The 19,764-nt window shown below is 64.9% G+C and carries 20 protein-coding genes; 10 read left to right on the top strand and 10 right to left on the bottom strand.

From position 1 onward, the window contains the following. Window positions 1–21 precede the first annotated feature (21 nt). The 6 genes from sdhA (at window position 22) to ABEA50_RS28450 (ending at window position 5,670) form a co-directional block, all read left to right on the top strand. Entirely contained in the window at window positions 22–1,773 is a 1,752-nt protein-coding gene (gene sdhA / locus ABEA50_RS28475) for a succinate dehydrogenase flavoprotein subunit (RefSeq protein WP_345499564.1), read from the top strand. After that, window positions 1,773–2,546, top strand: coding sequence for a succinate dehydrogenase iron-sulfur subunit (locus ABEA50_RS28470; protein WP_345499388.1), 774 nt, complete (start codon window positions 1,773–1,775; stop codon window positions 2,544–2,546). Before sdhA ends, ABEA50_RS28470 begins: the two co-directional genes overlap by 1 nt. Before the next feature lie 786 nt (window positions 2,547–3,332). Beyond that, window positions 3,333–3,638: a hypothetical protein gene (locus ABEA50_RS28465; protein ID WP_345499387.1), complete on the top strand. Its 306-nt coding sequence runs from the start codon at window positions 3,333–3,335 to the stop codon at window positions 3,636–3,638. Continuing rightward, window positions 3,589–4,101 carry a DUF6879 family protein gene (locus ABEA50_RS28460; RefSeq protein ID WP_345499385.1) on the top strand — a complete coding sequence of 171 codons (513 nt, stop codon included), beginning with the start codon at window positions 3,589–3,591 and terminating at the stop codon, window positions 4,099–4,101. The genes ABEA50_RS28465 and ABEA50_RS28460 overlap by 50 nt, the downstream gene beginning before the upstream one ends. Further along, window positions 4,098–4,955 (top strand): helix-turn-helix domain-containing protein, encoded by an 858-nt coding sequence (locus tag ABEA50_RS28455; RefSeq protein ID WP_345499384.1) that lies wholly within the window; start codon window positions 4,098–4,100, stop codon window positions 4,953–4,955. Before ABEA50_RS28460 ends, ABEA50_RS28455 begins: the two co-directional genes overlap by 4 nt. A gap of 250 nt (window positions 4,956–5,205) precedes the next feature. Next, window positions 5,206–5,670: a tRNA (cytidine(34)-2'-O)-methyltransferase gene (locus ABEA50_RS28450; protein WP_345499383.1), complete on the top strand. Its 465-nt coding sequence runs from the start codon at window positions 5,206–5,208 to the stop codon at window positions 5,668–5,670. Between the two features lie 177 nt (window positions 5,671–5,847). On the opposite strand, the gene ABEA50_RS28445 is transcribed toward ABEA50_RS28450, so the two are convergent. From ABEA50_RS28445 to ABEA50_RS28435, 3 genes are all read right to left on the bottom strand, one after another. Further along, window positions 5,848–6,075 (bottom strand): DUF167 domain-containing protein, encoded by a 228-nt coding sequence (locus ABEA50_RS28445; protein ID WP_345499382.1) that lies wholly within the window; start codon window positions 6,073–6,075, stop codon window positions 5,848–5,850. Between the two features lie 43 nt (window positions 6,076–6,118). After that, on the bottom strand, window positions 6,119–7,219 hold the full coding sequence (locus tag ABEA50_RS28440) for a DUF4349 domain-containing protein (protein WP_345499381.1): 1,101 nt from the start codon (window positions 7,217–7,219) through the stop codon (window positions 6,119–6,121). Window positions 7,220–7,327: 108 nt separating this feature from the next. Then, complete coding sequence (locus tag ABEA50_RS28435) at window positions 7,328–10,948, bottom strand: error-prone DNA polymerase (RefSeq protein WP_345499380.1); 3,621 nt, start codon at window positions 10,946–10,948, stop codon at window positions 7,328–7,330. Between the two features lie 95 nt (window positions 10,949–11,043). On the opposite strand from ABEA50_RS28435, the gene ABEA50_RS28430 reads away from it, so the two are divergent. Beyond that, on the top strand, window positions 11,044–11,187 hold the full coding sequence (locus ABEA50_RS28430; protein ID WP_345499378.1) for a hypothetical protein: 144 nt from the start codon (window positions 11,044–11,046) through the stop codon (window positions 11,185–11,187). An 82-nt stretch (window positions 11,188–11,269) separates the two neighbouring features. Further along, entirely contained in the window at window positions 11,270–11,485 is a 216-nt protein-coding gene (locus ABEA50_RS28425) for a YciI family protein (protein ID WP_345499376.1), read from the top strand. Between the two features lie 80 nt (window positions 11,486–11,565). On the opposite strand, the gene ABEA50_RS28420 is transcribed toward ABEA50_RS28425, so the two are convergent. The 3 genes from ABEA50_RS28420 to ABEA50_RS28410 form a co-directional block, all read right to left on the bottom strand. Continuing rightward, window positions 11,566–13,101 carry an AMP-binding protein gene (locus ABEA50_RS28420; RefSeq protein ID WP_345499375.1) on the bottom strand — a complete coding sequence of 512 codons (1,536 nt, stop codon included), beginning with the start codon at window positions 13,099–13,101 and terminating at the stop codon, window positions 11,566–11,568. 72 nt (window positions 13,102–13,173) lie between these two features. Next, entirely contained in the window at window positions 13,174–14,301 is a 1,128-nt protein-coding gene (locus ABEA50_RS28415; RefSeq protein ID WP_345499374.1) for a DUF5938 domain-containing protein, read from the bottom strand. Window positions 14,302–14,334: 33 nt separating this feature from the next. Next, complete coding sequence (locus ABEA50_RS28410) at window positions 14,335–15,138, bottom strand: SDR family NAD(P)-dependent oxidoreductase (protein WP_345499373.1); 804 nt, start codon at window positions 15,136–15,138, stop codon at window positions 14,335–14,337. A gap of 199 nt (window positions 15,139–15,337) precedes the next feature. Here ABEA50_RS28410 and ABEA50_RS28405 point away from each other — a divergent pair, with 199 nt between their 5' ends. After that, the gene (locus tag ABEA50_RS28405) at window positions 15,338–15,973 is read left to right on the top strand and encodes a TetR/AcrR family transcriptional regulator (protein WP_345499371.1); all 636 of its coding nucleotides are present in this window, start codon (window positions 15,338–15,340) and stop codon (window positions 15,971–15,973) included. Window positions 15,974–16,025: 52 nt separating this feature from the next. Here ABEA50_RS28405 and ABEA50_RS28400 read toward each other — a convergent pair whose 3' ends face one another. After that, window positions 16,026–16,502: a hypothetical protein gene (locus ABEA50_RS28400; protein ID WP_345499370.1), complete on the bottom strand. Its 477-nt coding sequence runs from the start codon at window positions 16,500–16,502 to the stop codon at window positions 16,026–16,028. Window positions 16,503–16,724: 222 nt separating this feature from the next. Here ABEA50_RS28400 and ABEA50_RS28395 point away from each other — a divergent pair, with 222 nt between their 5' ends. Beyond that, window positions 16,725–17,696, top strand: a complete 972-nt coding sequence (locus ABEA50_RS28395; protein ID WP_345499369.1) for an SDR family NAD(P)-dependent oxidoreductase — start codon at window positions 16,725–16,727, stop codon at window positions 17,694–17,696. Window positions 17,697–17,760: 64 nt separating this feature from the next. Here ABEA50_RS28395 and ABEA50_RS28390 read toward each other — a convergent pair whose 3' ends face one another. The 3 genes from ABEA50_RS28390 to ABEA50_RS28380 form a co-directional block, all read right to left on the bottom strand. Beyond that, entirely contained in the window at window positions 17,761–18,531 is a 771-nt protein-coding gene (locus ABEA50_RS28390) for an alpha/beta fold hydrolase (protein WP_425577731.1), read from the bottom strand. Window positions 18,532–18,607: 76 nt separating this feature from the next. Further along, window positions 18,608–19,084: a DUF6653 family protein gene (locus ABEA50_RS28385; protein ID WP_345499366.1), complete on the bottom strand. Its 477-nt coding sequence runs from the start codon at window positions 19,082–19,084 to the stop codon at window positions 18,608–18,610. Further along, window positions 19,081–19,677 carry a TetR/AcrR family transcriptional regulator gene (locus tag ABEA50_RS28380; RefSeq protein WP_345499563.1) on the bottom strand — a complete coding sequence of 199 codons (597 nt, stop codon included), beginning with the start codon at window positions 19,675–19,677 and terminating at the stop codon, window positions 19,081–19,083. The genes ABEA50_RS28385 and ABEA50_RS28380 overlap by 4 nt, the downstream gene beginning before the upstream one ends. Window positions 19,678–19,764: the final 87 nt, after the last annotated feature.

The following is a 19,764-nucleotide window of genomic DNA, read 5'->3' as shown; positions in this document are numbered from 1 at the left end:
CCCCTCGTGAGCGAATCACCGATTCAGGAGCATCGTTACGACGTCATCATCGTCGGTGCGGGCGGCGCGGGTATGCGTGCGGCCATCGAGGCAGGCCCCCGCGCGCGCACCGCCGTGCTGACCAAGCTCTACCCGACCCGCAGCCACACCGGTGCTGCGCAGGGTGGCATGTGCGCCGCGTTGGCCAACGTCGAAGAAGACAACTGGGAATGGCACACCTTCGACACCGTCAAGGGCGGTGACTACCTGGTCGACCAGGACGCCGCCGAGATCATGGCCAAAGAGGCCATCGACGCGGTGCTCGATCTGGAGAAGATGGGCCTTCCGTTCAACCGCACCCCCGAGGGCCGGATCGACCAGCGTCGCTTCGGTGGCCACACCCGCGACCACGGCAAGGCCCCGGTTCGGCGCGCCTGTTACGCCGCCGACCGCACCGGCCACATGATCCTGCAAACGCTGTATCAGAACTGCGTCAAGCACGACGTGGAGTTCTACAACGAGTTCTATGTGCTCGACCTGATCATGTCCGACACCGACGGCGGTTCGGTCGCCACCGGTGTCGTCGCCTATGAACTGGCGACCGGCGAGCTGCACGTCTTCCACGGCAAGTCGATCGTGTTCGCCACCGGCGGCTCGGGCCGGATGTACAAGACCACCTCCAACGCGCACACGCTCACCGGTGACGGCATGGCGATCGTGTTCCGCAAGGGACTTCCCTTGGAGGACATGGAATTCCACCAGTTCCACCCGACCGGCCTCGCGGGTCTCGGCATCCTCATCTCCGAGGCGGTCCGTGGCGAGGGCGGCATTCTGCGCAATGCCGACGGTGAACGCTTCATGGAGCGCTATGCCCCCACCATCAAGGACCTCGCGCCACGCGACATCGTCGCCCGCTCGATGGTGCTCGAGGTACTCGAAGGCCGTGGTGCCGGTCCGAACAAGGACTACGTCTACATCGACGTGACCCACCTCGGCGAGGACGTGCTCGAGGAGAAGCTCCCCGACATCACCGAGTTCGCGCGCACCTACCTCGGTGTCGATCCGGTGAAGGAACTCGTTCCGGTCATGCCGACCTGCCACTACGTGATGGGTGGCATCCCGACCCGCATTCGCGGCGAGGTGCTGCGCAACAACACCGATGTGGTCGCCGGGCTGTACGCGGCGGGCGAATGCGCGTGCGTCTCGGTGCACGGCTCCAACCGCCTCGGCACCAACTCGCTGCTGGACATCAACGTCTTCGGGCGGCGGGCCGGTATCGCCGCCGCCGAATACGCCCAGCGCAGCGAGTTCGTCGAGCTGCCGGAGAACCCGGCACAGATGGTGCAGGACTGGCTGGCGCTGATCCTTTCCGACCACGGCAACGAGCGCGTGGCCGATATTCGCACCGAATTGCAGTACACGATGGATATGAACGCCGCCGTGTTCCGCACCGAGGACACCCTCAAGACCGCGCTCAACGACCTGCACGCGCTCAAGGAGCGTTACTCCCGGATCACGGTGCAGGACAAGGGAAAGCGGTACAACAGCGACCTGCTCGAGGCCGTAGAACTCGGCTTCCTGCTCGAGCTGGCGGAGGTCACCGTCGTCGGTGCGCTCAACCGCAAGGAATCGCGCGGCGGCCACGCCCGCGAGGACTACCCGAATCGCGACGACGTGAACTTCATGCGCCACACGATGGCCTTCAAGGAGGGCCCCGACCTGGTGTCGGACATCCGGCTCGACTTCAAGCCCGTGGTGCAGACCCGTTACGAGCCGATGGAGCGTAAGTACTGATGACCGCTGTAGTCGAGAAGACGCCTCCGACGAAACCAGCACCGATCCCCGACGGCTCGGTGATGATCACCGTCAAGATCGCCCGATTCAACCCGGAGGACGGGCAGGGCGCGCACTGGGATTCGTTCCAGGTGCCGGTACTCGGCACCGACCGCTTCCTGAACGTGCTCATCTACATCAAGTCCTACCTGGACGGCACGCTCACCTTCCGGCGCTCCTGCGCGCACGGGGTGTGCGGTTCCGATGCCATGCGGATCAACGGGGTGAACCGATTGGCCTGCAAGGTGCTGATGAAGGACATGCTGCCCAAGGAAGGCAAGTCCCTCACCATCACCGTCGAGCCGATCCGCGGCCTGCCCGTGGAGAAGGACCTCGTGGTGGACATGGAACCGTTCTTCGACGCGTTCCGCGCGGTGAAGCCCTACCTGATGACCTCGGGTAACGAGCCGACCCGCGAGCGCATCCAGAGCCAGGCCGACCGGCACCGCTTCGATGACACCACCAAGTGCATCCTGTGCGCCTGCTGCACCACCTCCTGCCCCGTGTACTGGAGCGACGGCAGCTACTTCGGCCCCGCCGCCATCGTCAACGCCCACCGCTTCATCTTCGACAGCCGCGACGAAGGCGCACGCGAACGCCTCGACATCCTCAACGACGTCGAAGGCGTGTGGCGCTGCCGCACCACCTTCAACTGCACCGACGCCTGCCCCCGCGGCATCGAGGTCACCAAGGCCATCCAAGAGGTCAAGCGCGCCCTGCTGTTCACCCGCTGAGCGGGACCAGCCGGACAACAAAGGCCGCCTTCGTCTTTCGACGGAGGCGGCCTTTGTGCGCATCGCACGTCCTGCACCATGCCACGCGGAGGTATCAAGGCCACTCAGATGGCAAGAACACCGCGCCGAGCAACGCCGCCAGCGGTACACCGATAGCCAGAACCAACCCGAACCCACTCACCGCCGGGCACCTGCAAGAACCGTGAACCGAGGCAACGACATTCGAGGAGCAGCACACTCCACGTCGCAGACACACAACAACCGATGCAGCGTCCTCGCTGTCACGTGAGCCGATGACGGTAACAACACAACCTCACAACCCGAGGACTCCACGCGTTCAGCAAGCCCGAGATACGACCGCGGGTGCATCCACGTGAGTTGATACCCGAGACGCTTCGCAAGCCTTGCCACTTGAGCCCTGTCCCACTCCGCAACAGGCGAAGTCGGATCAACCCATCCGATAGCGACCATTCCCTAGCCCCTTGCTGTGGAGGTTGGTACAGCACACGGCACGGGGAACACCTCCGATTACAGGGGGTGCGTGCTTCCGGGATGAACTCACCCGCACCGTGTGCCTGGGGAGAGACGCTAGGGACCCTGTGGGCCAGTGGTCTACGAACTTGACAGAACTTGACGTTGTTCGTTCTAGCTGGTGTGCAGAGAAGAAGAATCCGGCATCCTGGGTACTACGGGTGTCACACACAGTCACACCCCTAGACGGGAGCCAAAGACATGAGATTGCGTTTCCTCGGTAGAGGTGGCTCAGGGCAAGGTCAGTGCCCCACCTTGTACGCCACAGACAAAGACACCTACTTGGTTCAAGGCTGGGAGACCGACACCGTTGGGACAGTCGAAATTCCGCACTTGTTGACCGGCTTCGCCGAGCCAGACACGTTCATCGGCGCCACGTTGGCAGACACGGGCCGGGGAACCTTCAACCTCACCGGTCGACCGATCAACGATGCTGAAACACTGGGACAGCTCGAACTAGCCGACGACGAAACGGCTATCGAGGTGCCGAAGCGAGAAAGGAAGTTCTACGGTGCGATTGCATCCGGTCGAAGCGTTCTCGGAGTTGTTCGGCCAAGCTGAACGTTCGGCGTTCCACCTCGAAACAGGGGACGCCTACGACGTAGCCGACGAGAATCCGCAACTCGCGCGGTACCTCGAAGGGCACCGAGACGACGACTACGCATGGTTTCAGTCATGGCTGAGCCTGATGCGGGAATCAACGAACCGGGGCGTAGCCGTGTCCAGGGTTCGGGTAGTGACTGTGCCGCTGACCGATTATCACCAGTGGCTGTTGTCGATCACACCGGAGAACCAGCGCGCCGGGGAAGACATTCGGTACCTCGCACGCCATGAAGCCGGGGGTATCCCGGCCGATGATTGGTGGCTGTACGACGATTCGTTGGTCGCGTTCAACCTGGTGGATGCTAATGGAACCGGGGTCGGTACAGCGACGACGACAGACTCGGAAATCGTTCATTACTGCCGCAGTGTCAAGCAAAGGCTGTGGAGCTCGGCTACACCGTTCGAGGAATTCGCCGGGTGACCAACTCGGTACACGAACAACGTGAAGCGCTTGGTAAGCGTCTTCGCGAGATCAGGAAGGATGCAGGGCTCACTGGTCGCCAGCTCGCTATGCTAGCGGGCTGGCACGAGTCCCTGGTATCCAAAATCGAGACCGGTCACCGTACACCCACCGAGCCACAGCTTCGCGCGTATTGCACGTACACCGAAAACGAAGGTCAACTAAGCGATCTAGTAGCGACGGTTCGCAATATCGAATCTGCATATCTGGAGTACCGTCGATTACTGAACACCGGGACCGGTCGTAGGCAACAAAAATCAGTATCCCTCGCGGAGCGGACGAAGCTTATGCGAGCGTATGAACCGGTATTGATACCGGGAATTTTACAAACCGCCGAATACGCTACCGCCGTGCTAGAGCGGGTAACCGATTTTTACCGGATACCCAACGACGTAGAACAAGGTGTTTCCAACCGACTCGAACAACAAAAAGTTCTCTACTACGGTGATCATCGGTTTCATATCCTGGTCGCTGAGAACGCTTTATACACCACGGTTGGTAGTAATGAAGTTATGACGGGCCAGTTAGACCGTCTGTTAGCCGTGATTGGCTTACCTCGGATGCTGTTCGGGGTTGTGCCACTCGTGGCCGAGTGGCGAACTCCCGAGACAAACTTTTTCATGTTCGATGATCGGATGGTGTTGGTTGAGACACCAGCCGCTGAGCTGACCGTAACTCAGCCGAGAGAGCTTCAGGTGTATCGCAGAGTCTTCGATACTCTTGCTAAGCAAGCCGTGACAGGCTCTGATGCCCGCGCGCTGATTGGCACCGCGTTGGACCGCCGACGCCGAGGCATGGACCCAGCCGGGCAATGAGAGCCGACTCTCGTCGTGTCGACGCCTTCGCGGCGCCTCCGACCGAGGGCGACGGAAAACACAAGCTGGTCGATCAGCTCGCGCCGCGTCGACGACGGCACCTGTCGTTCAGCGGTGTGCTGCACGCAGAGCGCGACCTTGCCGCGACATCGGAAGATGTACACCGCACAGAACTCGGTTGACGTGCTGGCCGATAGCCGCATGGACACCGTGTTTTCGGGCAGCCGCCACCACCTGGTTGACTGACCGGGTGCTCCATTTGATGTTCCACGAGCCGGTCATACCGCCCAATACCGGCAATGCGATTCGGCTGGCCGCGGGGACCGGGTGTCATCTGCATTTGATCGAGCCGTTGGGGTTCGATCTTTCGGAGCCCAAGTTGCGCAGGGCCGGATTGGATTATCACGATCTCGCGGGGGTGACCGTGCATGCCGATCTGGACGCGGCATGGGCGGCGATCGCGCCGAAGCGGGTGTTCGCGTTCACCACGCAGGCCGAGCGGTGGTACACGGATGTCGCCTATCGCGACGGCGACGTCCTACTGTTCGGCACCGAGCCAACCGGACTCCCGGACTCGGTACTCGCCGACCCGCACCTCACCGATCAACTGCGGATCCCGATGTTGCCGGGACGACGGTCGATGAACCTGTCCAATTCCGCCGCCGTCGCCGTGTACGAGGCGTGGCGGCAGCTTGGATTTCCGGCGGGCACCTAGCGAAAACCGTTCTGCGCCAGTCGACTTCGTACGCGACCGGTGGCGTCAACTCGACCCCACGTGCGCGGTCGATGCGTCCCGCCGCGGCGCCTTACGCACCGCCGCAGTACGCGGATTCGCCGACTGTGCGGGTTGACCCATAAAGCAGCCGGTCGTCGTGCGCGCGAGGGCAGCCACTCAGAGGTCGATGTCGAAACGCTTGAAGCGCGAGGTCGCCCCGGCCGACAATCGCACCGAGCTTTTGGACACGCCGTAATGCTCAGCTAGTAACTCGATCGCCGCCTTGTTCGCTTTTCCCTCGACGGCGGGTGCGCGCACATACAACAGCAGGGCGCCGTCGTCCTGGACCTCGACCAGTGGCCCTTTCTTGCTGTTCGGTTTGATCGTCGCCCGAACCGTCGGCACCGGTCACTCCTGTTCTTCGCCGTTCATCGGGCCTCGGTAACGCTCAGTTGTCCGCGTCCGGCCGTTCAGTGCCGGAGCCCTTCGGGTCGGTCGAACCCGGGTCGGCCTCGCCGCCGAACTCGTGAGCACCAGGCTCCGCACTTGTCTCGCTGGTAGCGGGCGTCGAAGCCTCCGACTCGGACTCGGCCGCTCCGGACTGCGCCGAAGTACCGGTGTCGGCGCGCTTTTCAGTTGTCTTGACGGAGTCGGTGTTCTTCGACGGACCGTGCCGCCCCCGCGCGTTACCCCGACCGCGACGCGTCAGTCGCGCGATCCCCCACACCACGGCACCGATGACGACCAGGAACACGACCCACGGAATGGCCTTGCCCACGAACACCACCGCGTCGTGCAACCAGTCCACCAGCGAATGCCAGCCGGAGACGATGCCGTCCCAGAAGTTGTTCGGGCCCGCGTCCGGGGTGTTCGCGGTACTGCTGATGTCGATGGTGAGCGTGGACAGCGCGACCTGGTCGTCGAGGCGGCGCTTCTGCGCGGTCAAGCTGTCGAGCTCGCCCTGCCGACTCGACAGTGCCTGTTCGGCATTGATCAGGTCGGCGGTGTTGGCGGCATTGGCGATCAACGCGCGCAACCGGTCTACCGAAGCCTGCAACGCTTTGATCCTGGCGTCCAGGTCTTCCCAGCGCATGGTGACGTCGTCACGGTCGGTGCTCACCTCGGTGACGCGTGCGAGGCCGCCGAGTCCGTCGATGAAACTGTCGGTCTTGTCGGCCGGAATGCGCACGGTGAGTTGCGCGCTCGGGTCCTTGTCGTCGACACCGGGTTGGTCGGTGCGGCTGTCGACCCTGCCCTGCACGGTGCGCACCCGCTCGACGATCGTGCTCGCCACATCGATCGGATCGTCGGCGGTGAGATCCACCGAACCGGTAACGACTTCCTTGCGGTCGGTGACGGTCGTGGAGTCGGAGTTGTTCTCTTTCATCTGCCCCTGCGCGCGCAGACCGGGTGGCGCGAGCGCGGGTGCGGGCGCCTGCTCGGCGGAACCGACGTCGGTCGAAGTGGGTTCGGTCGCGTCGTCACCGCACCCGACGAGCACTGTCAGACCGAACAGGCCGATGCACAACACCGCACAAAGCTTCCGCATGGCTGGCACAGTATCGGTTCCGGCACCGAATGTCGGCCGGTAAAAGCGGCGAGCCCGAATTTCCGGTCCGATAAACACATTTCGTGACATCGCGACGCACGGAAGTACTCAGCGAAAATCCCGTGATGCCGAATCAACGCGCAGGTCCATGCGTTGCAGATGTTCGGCGACCACGGTCACCGCCCCTTCGGCATTCTGCACCCTGCCCCGGATCAACAATGCGGGGGCGCTGTGCGCGAGGCGACGGTAGCGCGTCCACAAACCCACCGAGCACACCACATTCACCATGCCGGTCTCGTCCTCCAGATTGAGAAAGGTGACACCCCCCGCGGTGGCGGGCCTTTGCCGGTGAGTCACCGCGCCGCCCACCAGAACTCGGGAACCGTCCCGCACCTCCAGCAGCTGATCGGCGGGCAGCACACCCAGTTCGTTCAGCCGCGCACGCAAGAACTCGGTGGGATAACTACCCGGCGAAACACCCGTCGCCCACACGTCGGCGGCGGCGAGTTCGAGCGCGCTCATCCCCGGCAGCGCGGGTGCGGCGGTGGCGGCGCCGGTGCCGGGCAGCCGATCATGTCGCTCCCCCGCCGCCGCGCCCGCCGCCCACAACGCCTCGCGTCGGGTGCCGCCGATGCTGCTGAGCGCACCCGCCGTCGCGAGCGCCTCGGCCTGGGCGACGGTGAGTTCCACGCGACCGGTCAGATCGAGAAACGAGGTGTATGGCCGTTCGCCCCGCGCGAGGACGATACGTTCGGCGAGGTCGTCGCCGATATGGCGGACGGCCGACAACCCCAATCGCACCTGGGTGCCGTGCTCATGCAACGTCGGCTCGGCCCGGCTGGCATTGATATCGGGACCGTGCACCACCACATCGTGCCTGCGCGCGTCCGCGACCAGTGACTGCGGCGAGTAGAACCCCATCGGCTGTGCGCGCAGCAGACCCGCGCAGAAGGCGGCGGGATGATGCAGCTTGAACCAGGCCGAATAGAACACCAGCGAGGCGAAACTCTGCGAATGACTTTCCGGGAAACCGAAATTCGCGAAGGCGTAGAGCTTCTCGTAGATGCGGTCGGCGACCGCGCCTTCGATGCCGTGCAGGTCTCGCATGCCCTGATAGAGCCGGGCCCGCAGGCGTCGCATCCGTTCGGGCGAGCGTTTGGAACCCATCGCCCGCCGCAACTGATCGGCTTCCGTAGGACTGAAACCCGCGACGTCGACGGCCATCTGCATGAGTTGTTCCTGAAACAGCGGCACACCGAGGGTGCGCTTCAACGAATTCTCCAGTGCGGGATGGTCATAGGTGACCGGCTCCAAGCCATTGCGCCGCCGGATGAACGGGTGCACCGAACCGCCCTGGATGGGGCCAGGACGAATCAGCGCCACCTCGACCACCAGGTCGTAGAAGGTGCGCGGACGCAAGCGCGGCAGTGTGGCCATCTGCGCACGCGACTCGACCTGGAACACCCCCACCGAGTCGGCGCGCGACAGCATTTCGTAGACGGCGGCTTCCTGCAGATCGAGCGCATGCAACTCCACGGTCTCGCCTTTGTGCTCGGCCACCATGCCCATCATGTAGTGCAATGCCGACAGCATGCCGAGGCCGAGCAGGTCGAACTTCACCAGATCGATGGCGGCGCAATCGTCCTTGTCCCATTGCAGAACGCTGCGGCCGGGCATCCGTGCCCATTCCACCGGGCAGACGTCGGCGATCGGCCGGTCGCAGATCACCATGCCGCCAGAGTGGATGCCGAGATGCCTTGGTAGTCCTTCCAGTTCGGCGGCGAGCGCGAGGACTTCGGCGGGAATATCCGACTCGGGATCCGACGATTCGGTCGCGCTCGATCGACGTGCCGACGAGTTCCGCCCGGCCGCACCCGACTGGTTCGACCGCGCGGTCCCCGCCGATCCTGATCGGGCCGTCGCCGCCGAGTCCGACCCAGCCGGGCCAGACCGAGCCTTCCCCACCGAAGTCGACCGAGCTACCCCCGCCGAGTCCGATCGGACCGACTCCGAGGGAGTGGGCCGCGTCTTCCCAGCAGAGCTCGAGTGTGGCGTCCCCACTGAGTTCGACGGCGTACCCGCGTGTGTCTCAGCTGTCGTACCCGAGTTGGCGGAATCCTCCGGGGTGGCAGGGCTCCAGCGGCTCACCTGTTTGCTCCACGCATCCTGCTGACCCGGTGAAAAGCCCAGCGCCCGAGCCGCATCGCGCACCGCCGACTTGCCTCGGTAGGTGATCACATTGGCCACCTGAGCGGCGTGGTCGCGGCCGTATTTGGTGTAGACGTGCTGGATCGCCTCTTCGCGGCGGTCGGATTCGATGTCCACATCGATGTCGGGTGGTCCGTCGCGTTCCGCGGAGAGGAAGCGTTCGAACAGCAGGTCGTTGCCGACCGGATCGACATTGGTGATGCCGATCGCGTAGCAGACCGCCGAGTTGGCGGCCGAACCACGGCCCTGGCACAGGATGTCGTTGGTCTTACAGAAGGACACGATGTCGTGCACCACGAGGAAATAGCCGGGGAAGCCGAGCTTTTCGATCACCGCGAGTTCGTGCTCCAGTTGCGCATACGCACGCGGATTCCCTTGCGGCCGACCGTAACGCTCGGCGGCGCCCGTGCGCACGAGCGCGCGCAACCACGACTTCTCGTCATGCCCGGCCGGCACCTCGAACGGCGGCAGTTTCGGTGCGATCAGGCGGATATCGAACGCGCATTCGCGGGCCAGTGTGACCGCGTTCGCCACCGCGTGCGGATGCTCGGCGAACAGTAATGCCATCTCCGCACCGGATCGCAGATGCGCACCGCCCGAGGGTGGCAGCCATCCCGCGACCTCGTCCAAGCTCTTGCGCGCACGGATGGCGGCCAACGCCATGGCGCGATGTCGCTGCGCCGGTGCGGCGAAATGCGCTCCGGTGGTGGCGATCACGGGTAGGCCGACGCGTTCGGCCAGCGCGGCGAGGAGGGCGTTGCGTTCGTCGTCTTCCTGAATACCGTGATGGGTGAGTTCGACGCTCACTCTGTCGACGCCGAACCGCTCGGTGAGTTCGCGCAACGCTGCCTCGGCGTGCGCGAGACGCGTACTGCCCGAATGCAAGTCACGCTCGAGCGCCTGTCTGAGATGTCCCTTGCGGCAGCCGGTGAGTATGTGCCAATTCCCCTGCGACGCATCGGTGAGCGCATCGAGGTCGTAGCGCAGAATACCCTTCTCCCCCGCCGCCATATGCGCGGTCGCCATCTCCCGAGAGAGCCTGCGGTAGCCCTCCTGACCACGAGCGAGCACGAGCAGGTGCGGACCCGCCGGGTCCGGCGATCCGGCGCGCGGTACGGAGTCGACACCCCGATCGGCACCCAACGACAGTTCGGCCCCGAAAACCGTCGGCATCCCCCATTCCCTCGCCGCCTCGGCGAACCGCACCGTTCCGTAGCAGCCGTCGTGATCGGTGAGCGCGATCGCTTCCAACCCCAGCCGCACCGCCTCCTCTACGAGCTCTTCGGGCTGACTCGCACCGTCGAGAAAGCTGTAGGCCGAATGCGCGTGCAACTCCGCGTACGGCACCACCGGCCCCACGCGTTCGATCGCCTCCGCGCGATAGTCTCCACGCTTACGCGACCACGCGGGACTGTCGCTGCCGTCACCGGGATACATCGCCTCCGGGTTCGTGCGCCCCGGCCGACCCGAAAGCACCCGCTCCAGCTCAGCCCAGGTGGGCGGCCCATTACTCCATCCCATCGCACACCATGCAGTCGAACATACATTCGATATGGTCGAACTGTCCAAGGCACTGCCCGTGACCGTCCAAAAAGACGAAAATAGTGTGTCGCGGGATGTCGAGTACGCGGTTTCCGCCTCGGCTATGCGGTGACGGCGCGCCGGTGGGGCGGCCCGAGGAAAGGACATCCGACATGAAGTATCTGGCGATGATCTACGGCAACCAGGCCAAGTGGGACGCGTTCCCGGCCGAGGCGTGACCCGGAGGAGATCGGGAAACAGAACGTTTCAATCAGAAGTACCGCGACAGCGGGGAGTTGCTGGGCGCCTACGGCCTCGCCGATGCCGCCGCGGCGCAGTTGGTACGTCGCGACGGCGGCATGCCGGTGGTCAACCGACGAGCCATATCTGGAGACCAAGAAGTACATTGCCAGCTTCTACCTGTTGGACTGCGACAGCCTGGCGCGAGCGCAGCAGATCGCCGCCGATATGCCGTTCGCCGATGCCGAACCCGTGGAATTGTGGCCGGTGCTGCACGACTCCGCCTCGGACGTGTGAGCAACCCCCGCGGCACGGTCGAGGAGCTGCTGCGCCCGCTGGCATGAGCACCGGGTGCACGCAGCCGCCGGATCTAGCGCCTAGAGTTGTGCGGCCAACCTCGCCTTGATGTCGGTCTTGAGGACCTTGCCGATCTTGGAGCGCGGCAAATCTGGCCAAATATCCAGGTGCTTCGGGGTTTTCACGCTGCCGAGGCGTTCCTTGACGAAGGCGACGAGTTCCTCGGGGGTGGCCTGACGCGCGGGCCGGAGTTGGACAACGGCGACCACTCGTTCGCCCCATTTGTCGTCGGGTAGACCGAGTACCGCGCTGTCCTGCACGGCGGGATGTGCACTGAGGGCCTGCTCGACCTCGGCGGAGTACACGTTGAATCCGCCGGTGATGATCATGTCCTTGGCGCGGTCGACGATGTAAAGGAAGTTCTCCTCGTCGAGGTAGCCGATGTCGCCGGTGTGGTGCCAGCCGTATGTACTCACGGCCGCGGTGGCTTTCGGATCTTCGTGATATCCGGCCATCACCAGCGGGCCGCGCACGACGATCTCGCCGCGTTCGCCGCGCGACAGCAACTCACCTGCCTCGTTCATCACCGCCACCTGGGTCAGCGGGGTGGGACGACCCGCACAGCCGAGCCGTTCGGTGGCGATCGAGCCATCGGCGCGGAAATGCTCCGCGGGGGCCAGGGTGGCGATCATGTTCGGCGCCTCCGTCTGACCGAACAGCTGACCGAGCACCGGACCGATCCTGGTCAACGCCTCTTCCAGCCGAGTCGGTGACATGGGCGCGGCCCCGTACCAGAGACAGCGCAGCGACTCGAGGTTGGTCGCGTCGAGATCGGGATGGTCCAGTAGGCCGTAGATGACCGTCGGTGGCAGAAACGCGTGCGTGATGCCGCGCTGCTCGACAAGCCGCAGGAACTCACCGAAATCGGGGCTCGGCATGATGACAACCTCGCCGCCGAGCGACAGGATCGGGAAGGTGAGTACGCCGGCGGAATGGGTCAGCGGTGCGAGCGCGAGATACCGGGGCCGCTCACCGAACGGGTAGCTCATCAGCGCCGACGCCGTCGAGATCGCCATGTTGGTGCCGGTCAGTCGCACCCCCTTCGGTTTCCCCGTGGTGCCGCCGGTTCCGGCGAGCATGCACAGTTCATCGCCGTTGGTGCGCACGTCGAGCACCTCGTCGCGAGATACCGCCCATTCATCGAAGGTCAACGCGCCATCGACGGTCGCGTCCAGGCAGACCAGCGTGGTCAGCTCCGGCAACTGGTCACGAATCCGAGCCACCAGCGGAGCGAACTTCTCCTGGAAGAGCAGACACCGGCAGCCGAACAGGTCGAGCAGTTGTCGATTTTCCTCGGCCTCGTTGCGCGGATTCACCGGACACCACACCGCACCGACCCGCGAGATGCCGAAGACACAGATCAGCGCCAGTGGGTCGTTGCCGGACAGTACGGCTACCCGGTCGCCGCGGCCGATCCCCGAGGCATCGAGTGCCGCCGCGATCCGGTAGGAAAGCTGTTGCGTCGCATGATAAGTGAGCGTCTCACCGTTCATGGTCAGACACGGAGCATCGCCGCCGAGTGAGACGCCCTTGTCCAGGTAGTCGGCCAATCGCACTGTGTACCTCGTTGCTCGAAAGTGGGTGCCGCGCCGGTCGTCACGTGACGACCGGCGCGGTGGGGTTTTTATCTAGTGGAGGACTTCCAGCGTCGGCTCGAGCACGAGTCCGAACGCGCGCAGCACGCCGAGCAGTTCGCGATGCCCGAAAGCCTGGCAGCTCGAGGCGAATCCGACCCGCTTGGGCCGATCCTGCAACAGGTGCGACGCGGCGTGCACATTCAGCAACGCCGTCTGCTTGTAGTTGCAGTTGCCGTAGATGACGCAGTGCGCGCGACCCAACGGCCCCGAGGCGTACACCGAATCCAGCGAGGTGTTGATCCTCGGGTTCTCCCTCGGCGGCATCTCGCTACGAACCAGTGCCGACTGCTCGTCGACGATACGGAACTTCTCCTCCAGCGAGAGACCCTCCATCTGCTGCAGCGCCGCCGCCACGATCTGCGGAACACCCTGCATCAGTGGGCGATTGAACACTCCACCCAACGCGCGCACGTTGGCGACGCGTGGATCGTTCTTGAACCACACCGGATGCGAGGTGCCACCCCACGGCAGCGCGAGGCCGAGTTCGTGCTGACCGGGCACGACCAGTTCGTAGAGTCCGCCGTCGGCGGGCCACTCCACGTACTCGTTCTGTTCCAGGTAGTACGCCTTGGCGAACGCCGCGTTGGTAAGGATCGTGTTCGTCGACGCGACCGTCGGGTGTCCCTTCCAGAACACCTCGATATCCAGGGTGTCCAAACCCGGTGTCTCCAGGCACAGATTCGCCGCGATCTCACCGATCGTGTACATCTGCGCGAGGCCGGGGGTGAGCACCAGGTCTTTGGCGGCGAAGTCGGCGCCGTAGCGGGACTCGACGTCGATCATCCAGTTCTGTTCACCGTTGGTGTCGGTGTAATGCGCGCCGATCTCCAGGCTGGCCTGCACGACCTCGTGCCCGTAACGCGCGAACGGTCCGACGGTGTTCAGCACGACCTTCGCCCCGCGGAAAGCCTCGGTCAGCGCGGCGGCGGTGTGTTCGACCTCGACCACGTCGTAGTCGACGGTGTCGATGCCGGGAACCGCGGCCACCGCCTCGGCCACCCGCTTGTGGTCGCGACCGGCGGCCAGGAACGGAATGTTGTACTCGCGCAAGTATTCACAGATGAGTCGACCGGTGTAGCCGGAGGCCCCGTAGACGACGACGTGCTTGTCAGTTGCCACGTTCTTTCCTTTCGTGTGCTGCGAGAAGTCCGGTCACATACCCATGCCGCCATCGACCGGAAGCCCTGCTCCGGTGATGAACTTGGCGGCGTCGGAGGCTAGGAACACGACGGCGTCGGCCATGTCGTCGACCTGGCCGAGGCGGCCCTGCGGAGTCAGCTCCGCGACGGCTTGCGCGGCGGCTTCCGGCGAGGGGAACAGGCCGATCGCCGCGCAATCGGCGGCGAGTTGGTTGCCCATCACGGTGGGTGTGAGGCCGGGGTAGATGCAGTTGACCCGCACGCCGTAGCCGAGCTTGCCCGATTCCGCGGCGGCGACCCTGGTCAGCCGGTCGATGGCGGACTTGGTCGCCGAGTAGCCGGAGATGCCGGGGAAGGCGATGGTCGCGGCGACCGAGGAGATGTTGATGACGCCGCCGCCGTTGCCCGCGGCACCGCCGGGTCGCATGGCACGGAAGGCGTGCTTGAGGCCGAGCGCGGTGCCGAGCACGTTCACGTCGAGCATCTTGCGGATGTCGGCGGGGTCGAGGTCGACGATGAGGCTGGTGATCTCGACTCCGGCGTTGTTCACCACCAGGTCGAGCCCGCCGAGCGCGTTGACCACGTTCGGGATGGCTTCGGCCCAGCTCGCCTCGTCGGTGACGTCGAGTGCGACGAACTCCGCGGTGGCTCCGGCGTCGCGCAGGGCCTGCGCGGTCTGCTTGCCGACGTCTTCGGTCACGTCACCGATCGCGACCGCGGCCCCCGCCTTGGCCAGCGCTTCGGCCATACCGGCGCCCAACCCACGCGCGCCGCCGGTGACCAAAGCCTTTCGGCCGGTCAAGTCATAACTCGTCATACCGGAATCTCCTCCTCGAGATCGCTACTCCGCCCCTGATGAATGGTTCAGACTGAGGCGTGGGTCACACAGTAAGGGGAAATCTATACACTCGTCAAGATTTTTTATGACAACTGTCAAGATTTTGGCTTCGGCAGCGCGATACACTGCTTCGGGATGCGCAAACGCGTACCACAGCCACCCGACGGGACCCAGCACGTTGACCGAAATCGTTGAGACGAAGCGAGATCGGATAGCCCGCCGCCAGGTCGACAAGTTCGACGCGCGGCGCAAGGAACTCGCTATCGCGACGCTGCACACCCTCGCCGACCTCGGCTACGCACGCACGAGCCTGCGCGAGATCGCGCAGAACTCGGAGTACTCGCACGGCGTGCTGCACTACTACTTCGCGGACAAGCGCGAACTCATCACCGAGGCGGTGCGCCAGTACGAAGCCATCTGCGTCACCCGCTACGACGACGTGGTGGCCCGCGTGACCAGCACCGAGCAGCTGCGGCGCGAGTTCACCGCCGTGTTCTGCTCGACCATGGAAACCGACGCCGCGCTCCACCGCCTCTGGTATGACCTGCGCAACCAGAGCTTGTTCGACGAGTCCTTCCGAAAGGACGTCCTCGAGATCGACGAGCGCCGCGAAGCCATGATCTGGCGCGTGGTCAGCCGCTACGCCGAACTGGCGGACACCGAACCCGCCTGCTCCCCCGCCACCGCGTACGCCGCGCTCGACGGCGTCTTCCAACGCGCGTTGCTCTGCGCACTGTCGGGGCTCGACAGCACCGTGGCGGCGCTCGACGAAGAGATCCCCCGCCTGCTCGACCTCTTGGTCATCGGCAAGTAAGCCCTACGCCGAGCGCCCACTCCGGCGCGAAAATTATTGCGACCCAGTTGATTTACGCTGTCTTGTACGCACTCTCGCCGGTCGGCAGCCGATCGACCGAACCGGCCGCGAGTGCGATGTCGACTTCGTTCAAACCCGTGCGAATCAGCGCACCGTAGGCGTCGTGCGCCAGGACATCGAGGTGACCCCTGGCAATGGTCAGGTGCATGCGCGCGGCATCGAAGTCGCCGACCCTGCGGTGACTGTCGGCCAGATTGAGATACAGCGAGGGGAGGAAACCACGCAACCCCTCGTCCAGCGGCACGCCGGGACCGAACACCGCCGCCAAAGCCCTTCTGTCCCAATGCAACGCACCCTCAGCAGTGTCTTGCATGTCGGCGAGATGATGGGCGATCACACACCGATACAACGTGTCGCCACCCTCCCCGATCTCGTCCCATAGTCTCTCGAGCGCAGTGCGCGCCGCTTCCCGATCCCCGCCACCGAGCCGCACCGCGGCAAAAATGTCCGCCATCCGATCGTCCGCCATGCGGCATATCATCGCACATATGTTCGAAAGATACGAGTGTTGTTCGACCGCGATTCGCCACGCACGAAAACCGCAGCTGAACGAATCCCCCTAGCCGCCAAGCGAACACCCCCGCACCCCGACCGAGCCGCCGCTTCGAACACCATAAATCGGTGGCCCACCCTGGCCGATAAACTTACTTTGGAGTAAGTTCATGGTCATTCGACCTGCGAAGGAGCAGTGATGACCGAATCCTCCGCCGAGGGCAAGCCCGGCCAGGGCCAGCGCCGCCGCCAGCGCGATATCGCCGGACGGCATGTCCTCATCACCGGAGCATCCTCCGGTATCGGACGCTCCGCGGCGATCGCGGTCGCCGCCAAGGGCGCGACCGTATTTCTGCTCGCCCGCCGCGACGACGAACTCGCCGAAGTGGTCGCCGAGATCAGGGCCACCGGCGGCGACGCGCACGGATACCCGTGCGACATCACCGATTCCGATTCCGTCGACCACGTCGTCAAGCTCATCCTCGACGAACACGACCACGTCGACATGCTGGTCAACAACGCGGGCCGCTCCATCCGCCGCGCCATCCACCGCTCCACCGACCGGCTCCACGATTACGAACGCACCATGGCGGTCAACTACTTCGGCGCGATCCGGCTCACCCTCGCCCTGCTGCCGCAGATGCGCGAACGCAAGTTCGGCCAGATCGTCAACATCAGCAGCGCGGGCGTTCAGGCCGCCACCCCGAGGTTCTCCGCTTACCTGGCGAGCAAGGCGGCGCTGGACAAGTTCACCGAGGTGGCCGCAGTCGAAACCAAGGCCGACAACGTCAAATTCACCACCATCCACATGCCGCTGGTGCGCACCCCGATGATCGCGCCGAGCGGCCGCCAGGGCCCTTCCCAATCCCCCGAATGGGCGGCGGCGACCATCCTGCGCGCGCTCACCGAACGCCCGCGACGCATCGACGTCCCGATCGGCACCCTCGCCGAATACGGCGCGATGTTCGCCCCCGGAATCCGCGACGTCGTCATGCACCGCTACTACCGCGCGTTGCCCGACTCCCCTGCGGCCAAGGGCGAACTCACCCCGGCTACCGAACCGAAACCGGTTGCGGTGCAAGAACCATCGCGTCCTCGTTCGGTCGCGCGACGAGTCACCGGCACGGCACTGCGCCGCGCCGCACGCTGGGTCCCCGGCACCCACTGGTGAGCACGACAGAAGGCGGCCTCCCTCGCGCAGGGGACAAGGAAGTTCGCCTTCTGTCGATGCGTGATCAGCGCAGAAACGGCTCGACGGTGGCCGCGAAATCCCGATACCGGTCCCGGTGCACGCTGTGGCCACAGGAAAACGTGGTCACCGTGCAGTCCACCAATGCGTCGGTGAGCACCGCGAGCCGCTGCGCATCGACCATGCCGCCGCGACCGCCGCGCAGAAACATCGTCGGCGCGGTGATGTCGGGGAGGCGATCCCACCACTCCGGATTCGGTGTACGGAACTGTTCGAGCGCGGTACGTGTCATCGATCGATCGAACGCGAGCACCGCCCTCGGGTGCCGAAGCAGGCTGACGGTGGCGTGCCAGAGTTCGGGGACGGTCGGCCACCGCCGGTTCAGCCGCAATTGTTCGGCGCCGGAACACAGCGGCAGCGGGCACTCCTCCATGACCAGCTGTCGCACCGACTCGGGGCGCGACTGCGCGACACATGAGGCCGCGTACGCGCCGAGCGAATGGCCCACCAGATCCACCGTGCCCAGTTCCAGGTGATCGCACAGCGCGAGCACGTCGGCGCCGAACTCGTCGAATCGGTAGGACTCCGGGTGCGAGCTGCTTCCGTGCCCGCGCAGGTCAGGGATGATCACCCGCCGCCCGGATCGAACCAGCTTGCGCGCGAACCTGTTCCAGGTGTTCCCCGCGCCGCCCATGCCGTGGATCAGCAGCACCGGCACCTCTGCGTGCGGGACAGCGCTTTCGACCGGACGCGCCCCCGAATCCCGGTAGGCGATCCGAACGTCCCGCAAAGTCATCGTGCCCACCGTCAGATCCACGATGATCCAGTTTACCGAGACCGCCCCGCAATACCGTGTGGTCCGACTCACGACCATGCGACACCGTGGTGAGTCCTCAGCGTCCCTCGGCGTTGCCGTACGCGATACCGAGGCGGTCGATCCGCCACAGCTGCCCGTAGACGATGATCGTGGCGCCGAAGATCGTCGGCCACACCGCGAGCGCGACGAGCCCCCAGACCAGCAGCACCAGCCCGCTCAGCGTACCGATGGTCCAAAACCGTTGCACCACATCGAATCCCGGCGGCATGCTGGAGCGGTCCGCGACCCACATGCGTTCACCGTAGATGCCGAGCGAGGACCAGGCGACGGGCTTCTCGACCGGCGCGAAGACGTGCGGGTTCCACCACAACCACGCGATGACGAGCGCCAGCGGCGCCAGCGCCCACCAACCGATCCACGTGCGACTCCAGATGGCGAGAATGGCCGCGGGAACGGCCGCGAACCTGGTCCAGACACTCCACGGGTTGGCGTGCCGCTGCCATGCCCGCTCATCCATTCCGACCATGCGCGCGTACTTCCGCAGAACGCTCATCGAAGCAGCCCCCTCGCCGTTGTGCGGATGGTGGCCGCCAGCACCTGCTCGTATCCTGGCTCGAAGCGGTCACGATGCATCGTGAGCAGGCCGGCGACCCTGAGCACGCCGACCATCGCCTCCGGCGCGATGTCGTCCACAAGAACTCCCGCGCGCTGCCCCGCCACGAGGTAGTCGAGCAGCGGTGTGACGAGAAGTGGTGTGACACGGGCGATCTGCTCGGCGCCGACGCGGCGGGTGACCGCGTCGAGTTCGGCGGGTTGCGTCAACAGCCTGCGGTACAGCGGATCGTCGGCGAGCACGTCGGTGATGGCGTGCATGACCGCGATCAGACCTTCCTCATCCGCGGGACGCGCGAGCGCCGCCGAGACCGGGGCGGTGACCCGTGGTGCGCGCCGGAGCATGACCTCCAGGTAGAGCGCCTCCTTGGAATCGTAGAAGGCGTAGAAGCTGCCCTTGCTGATCCCGACCGGCCCGACGAGCTCGTCCAGCGCCGTCTTCTTCAGCCCCTGCGTGGTGAACAACTCCTCGGCCGTGTCGAGCAGGGCAGACTCGATCCGCTCCCGCTCGACCGGCGTGAAGGCAACCGCCATGATCACCTCTTCCATCCTATGACCGAATTGGTCATTCAGTCATATACTAGCCCGCGCGCATGCCGCACGTCTACCCCGAATACCACG

The organism is Nocardia callitridis, assembly GCF_039543305.1.
Classification (GTDB): Bacteria; Actinomycetota; Actinomycetes; order Mycobacteriales; family Mycobacteriaceae; genus Nocardia; species Nocardia callitridis.
This window is presented reverse-complemented; position numbering and strand designations above follow the sequence as displayed.

Excerpts from the sequence above, each read along its gene's own strand:
- ABEA50_RS28425 (WP_345499376.1), top strand. The coding sequence starts at position 11,270 with ATGCCGCCGCGGCGCAGTTGGTACGTCGCGACGGCGGCATGCCGGTGG.
- ABEA50_RS28470 (WP_345499388.1), top strand. The coding sequence starts at position 1,773 with ATGACCGCTGTAGTCGAGAAGACGCCTCCGACGAAACCAGCACCGATC.
- ABEA50_RS28400 (WP_345499370.1), bottom strand. The coding sequence starts at position 16,502 with ATGGCGGACGATCGGATGGCGGACATTTTTGCCGCGGTGCGGCTCGGT.
- ABEA50_RS28380 (WP_345499563.1), bottom strand. The coding sequence starts at position 19,677 with ATGGCGGTTGCCTTCACGCCGGTCGAGCGGGAGCGGATCGAGTCTGCC.
- ABEA50_RS28385 (WP_345499366.1), bottom strand. The coding sequence starts at position 19,084 with ATGAGCGTTCTGCGGAAGTACGCGCGCATGGTCGGAATGGATGAGCGG.
- ABEA50_RS28435 (WP_345499380.1), bottom strand. The coding sequence starts at position 10,948 with ATGGGATGGAGTAATGGGCCGCCCACCTGGGCTGAGCTGGAGCGGGTG.
- ABEA50_RS28410 (WP_345499373.1), bottom strand. The coding sequence starts at position 15,138 with ATGACGAGTTATGACTTGACCGGCCGAAAGGCTTTGGTCACCGGCGGC.
- ABEA50_RS28395 (WP_345499369.1), top strand. The coding sequence starts at position 16,725 with ATGACCGAATCCTCCGCCGAGGGCAAGCCCGGCCAGGGCCAGCGCCGC.
- ABEA50_RS28440 (WP_345499381.1), bottom strand. The coding sequence starts at position 7,219 with ATGCGGAAGCTTTGTGCGGTGTTGTGCATCGGCCTGTTCGGTCTGACA.
- ABEA50_RS28430 (WP_345499378.1), top strand. The coding sequence starts at position 11,044 with ATGTCGAGTACGCGGTTTCCGCCTCGGCTATGCGGTGACGGCGCGCCG.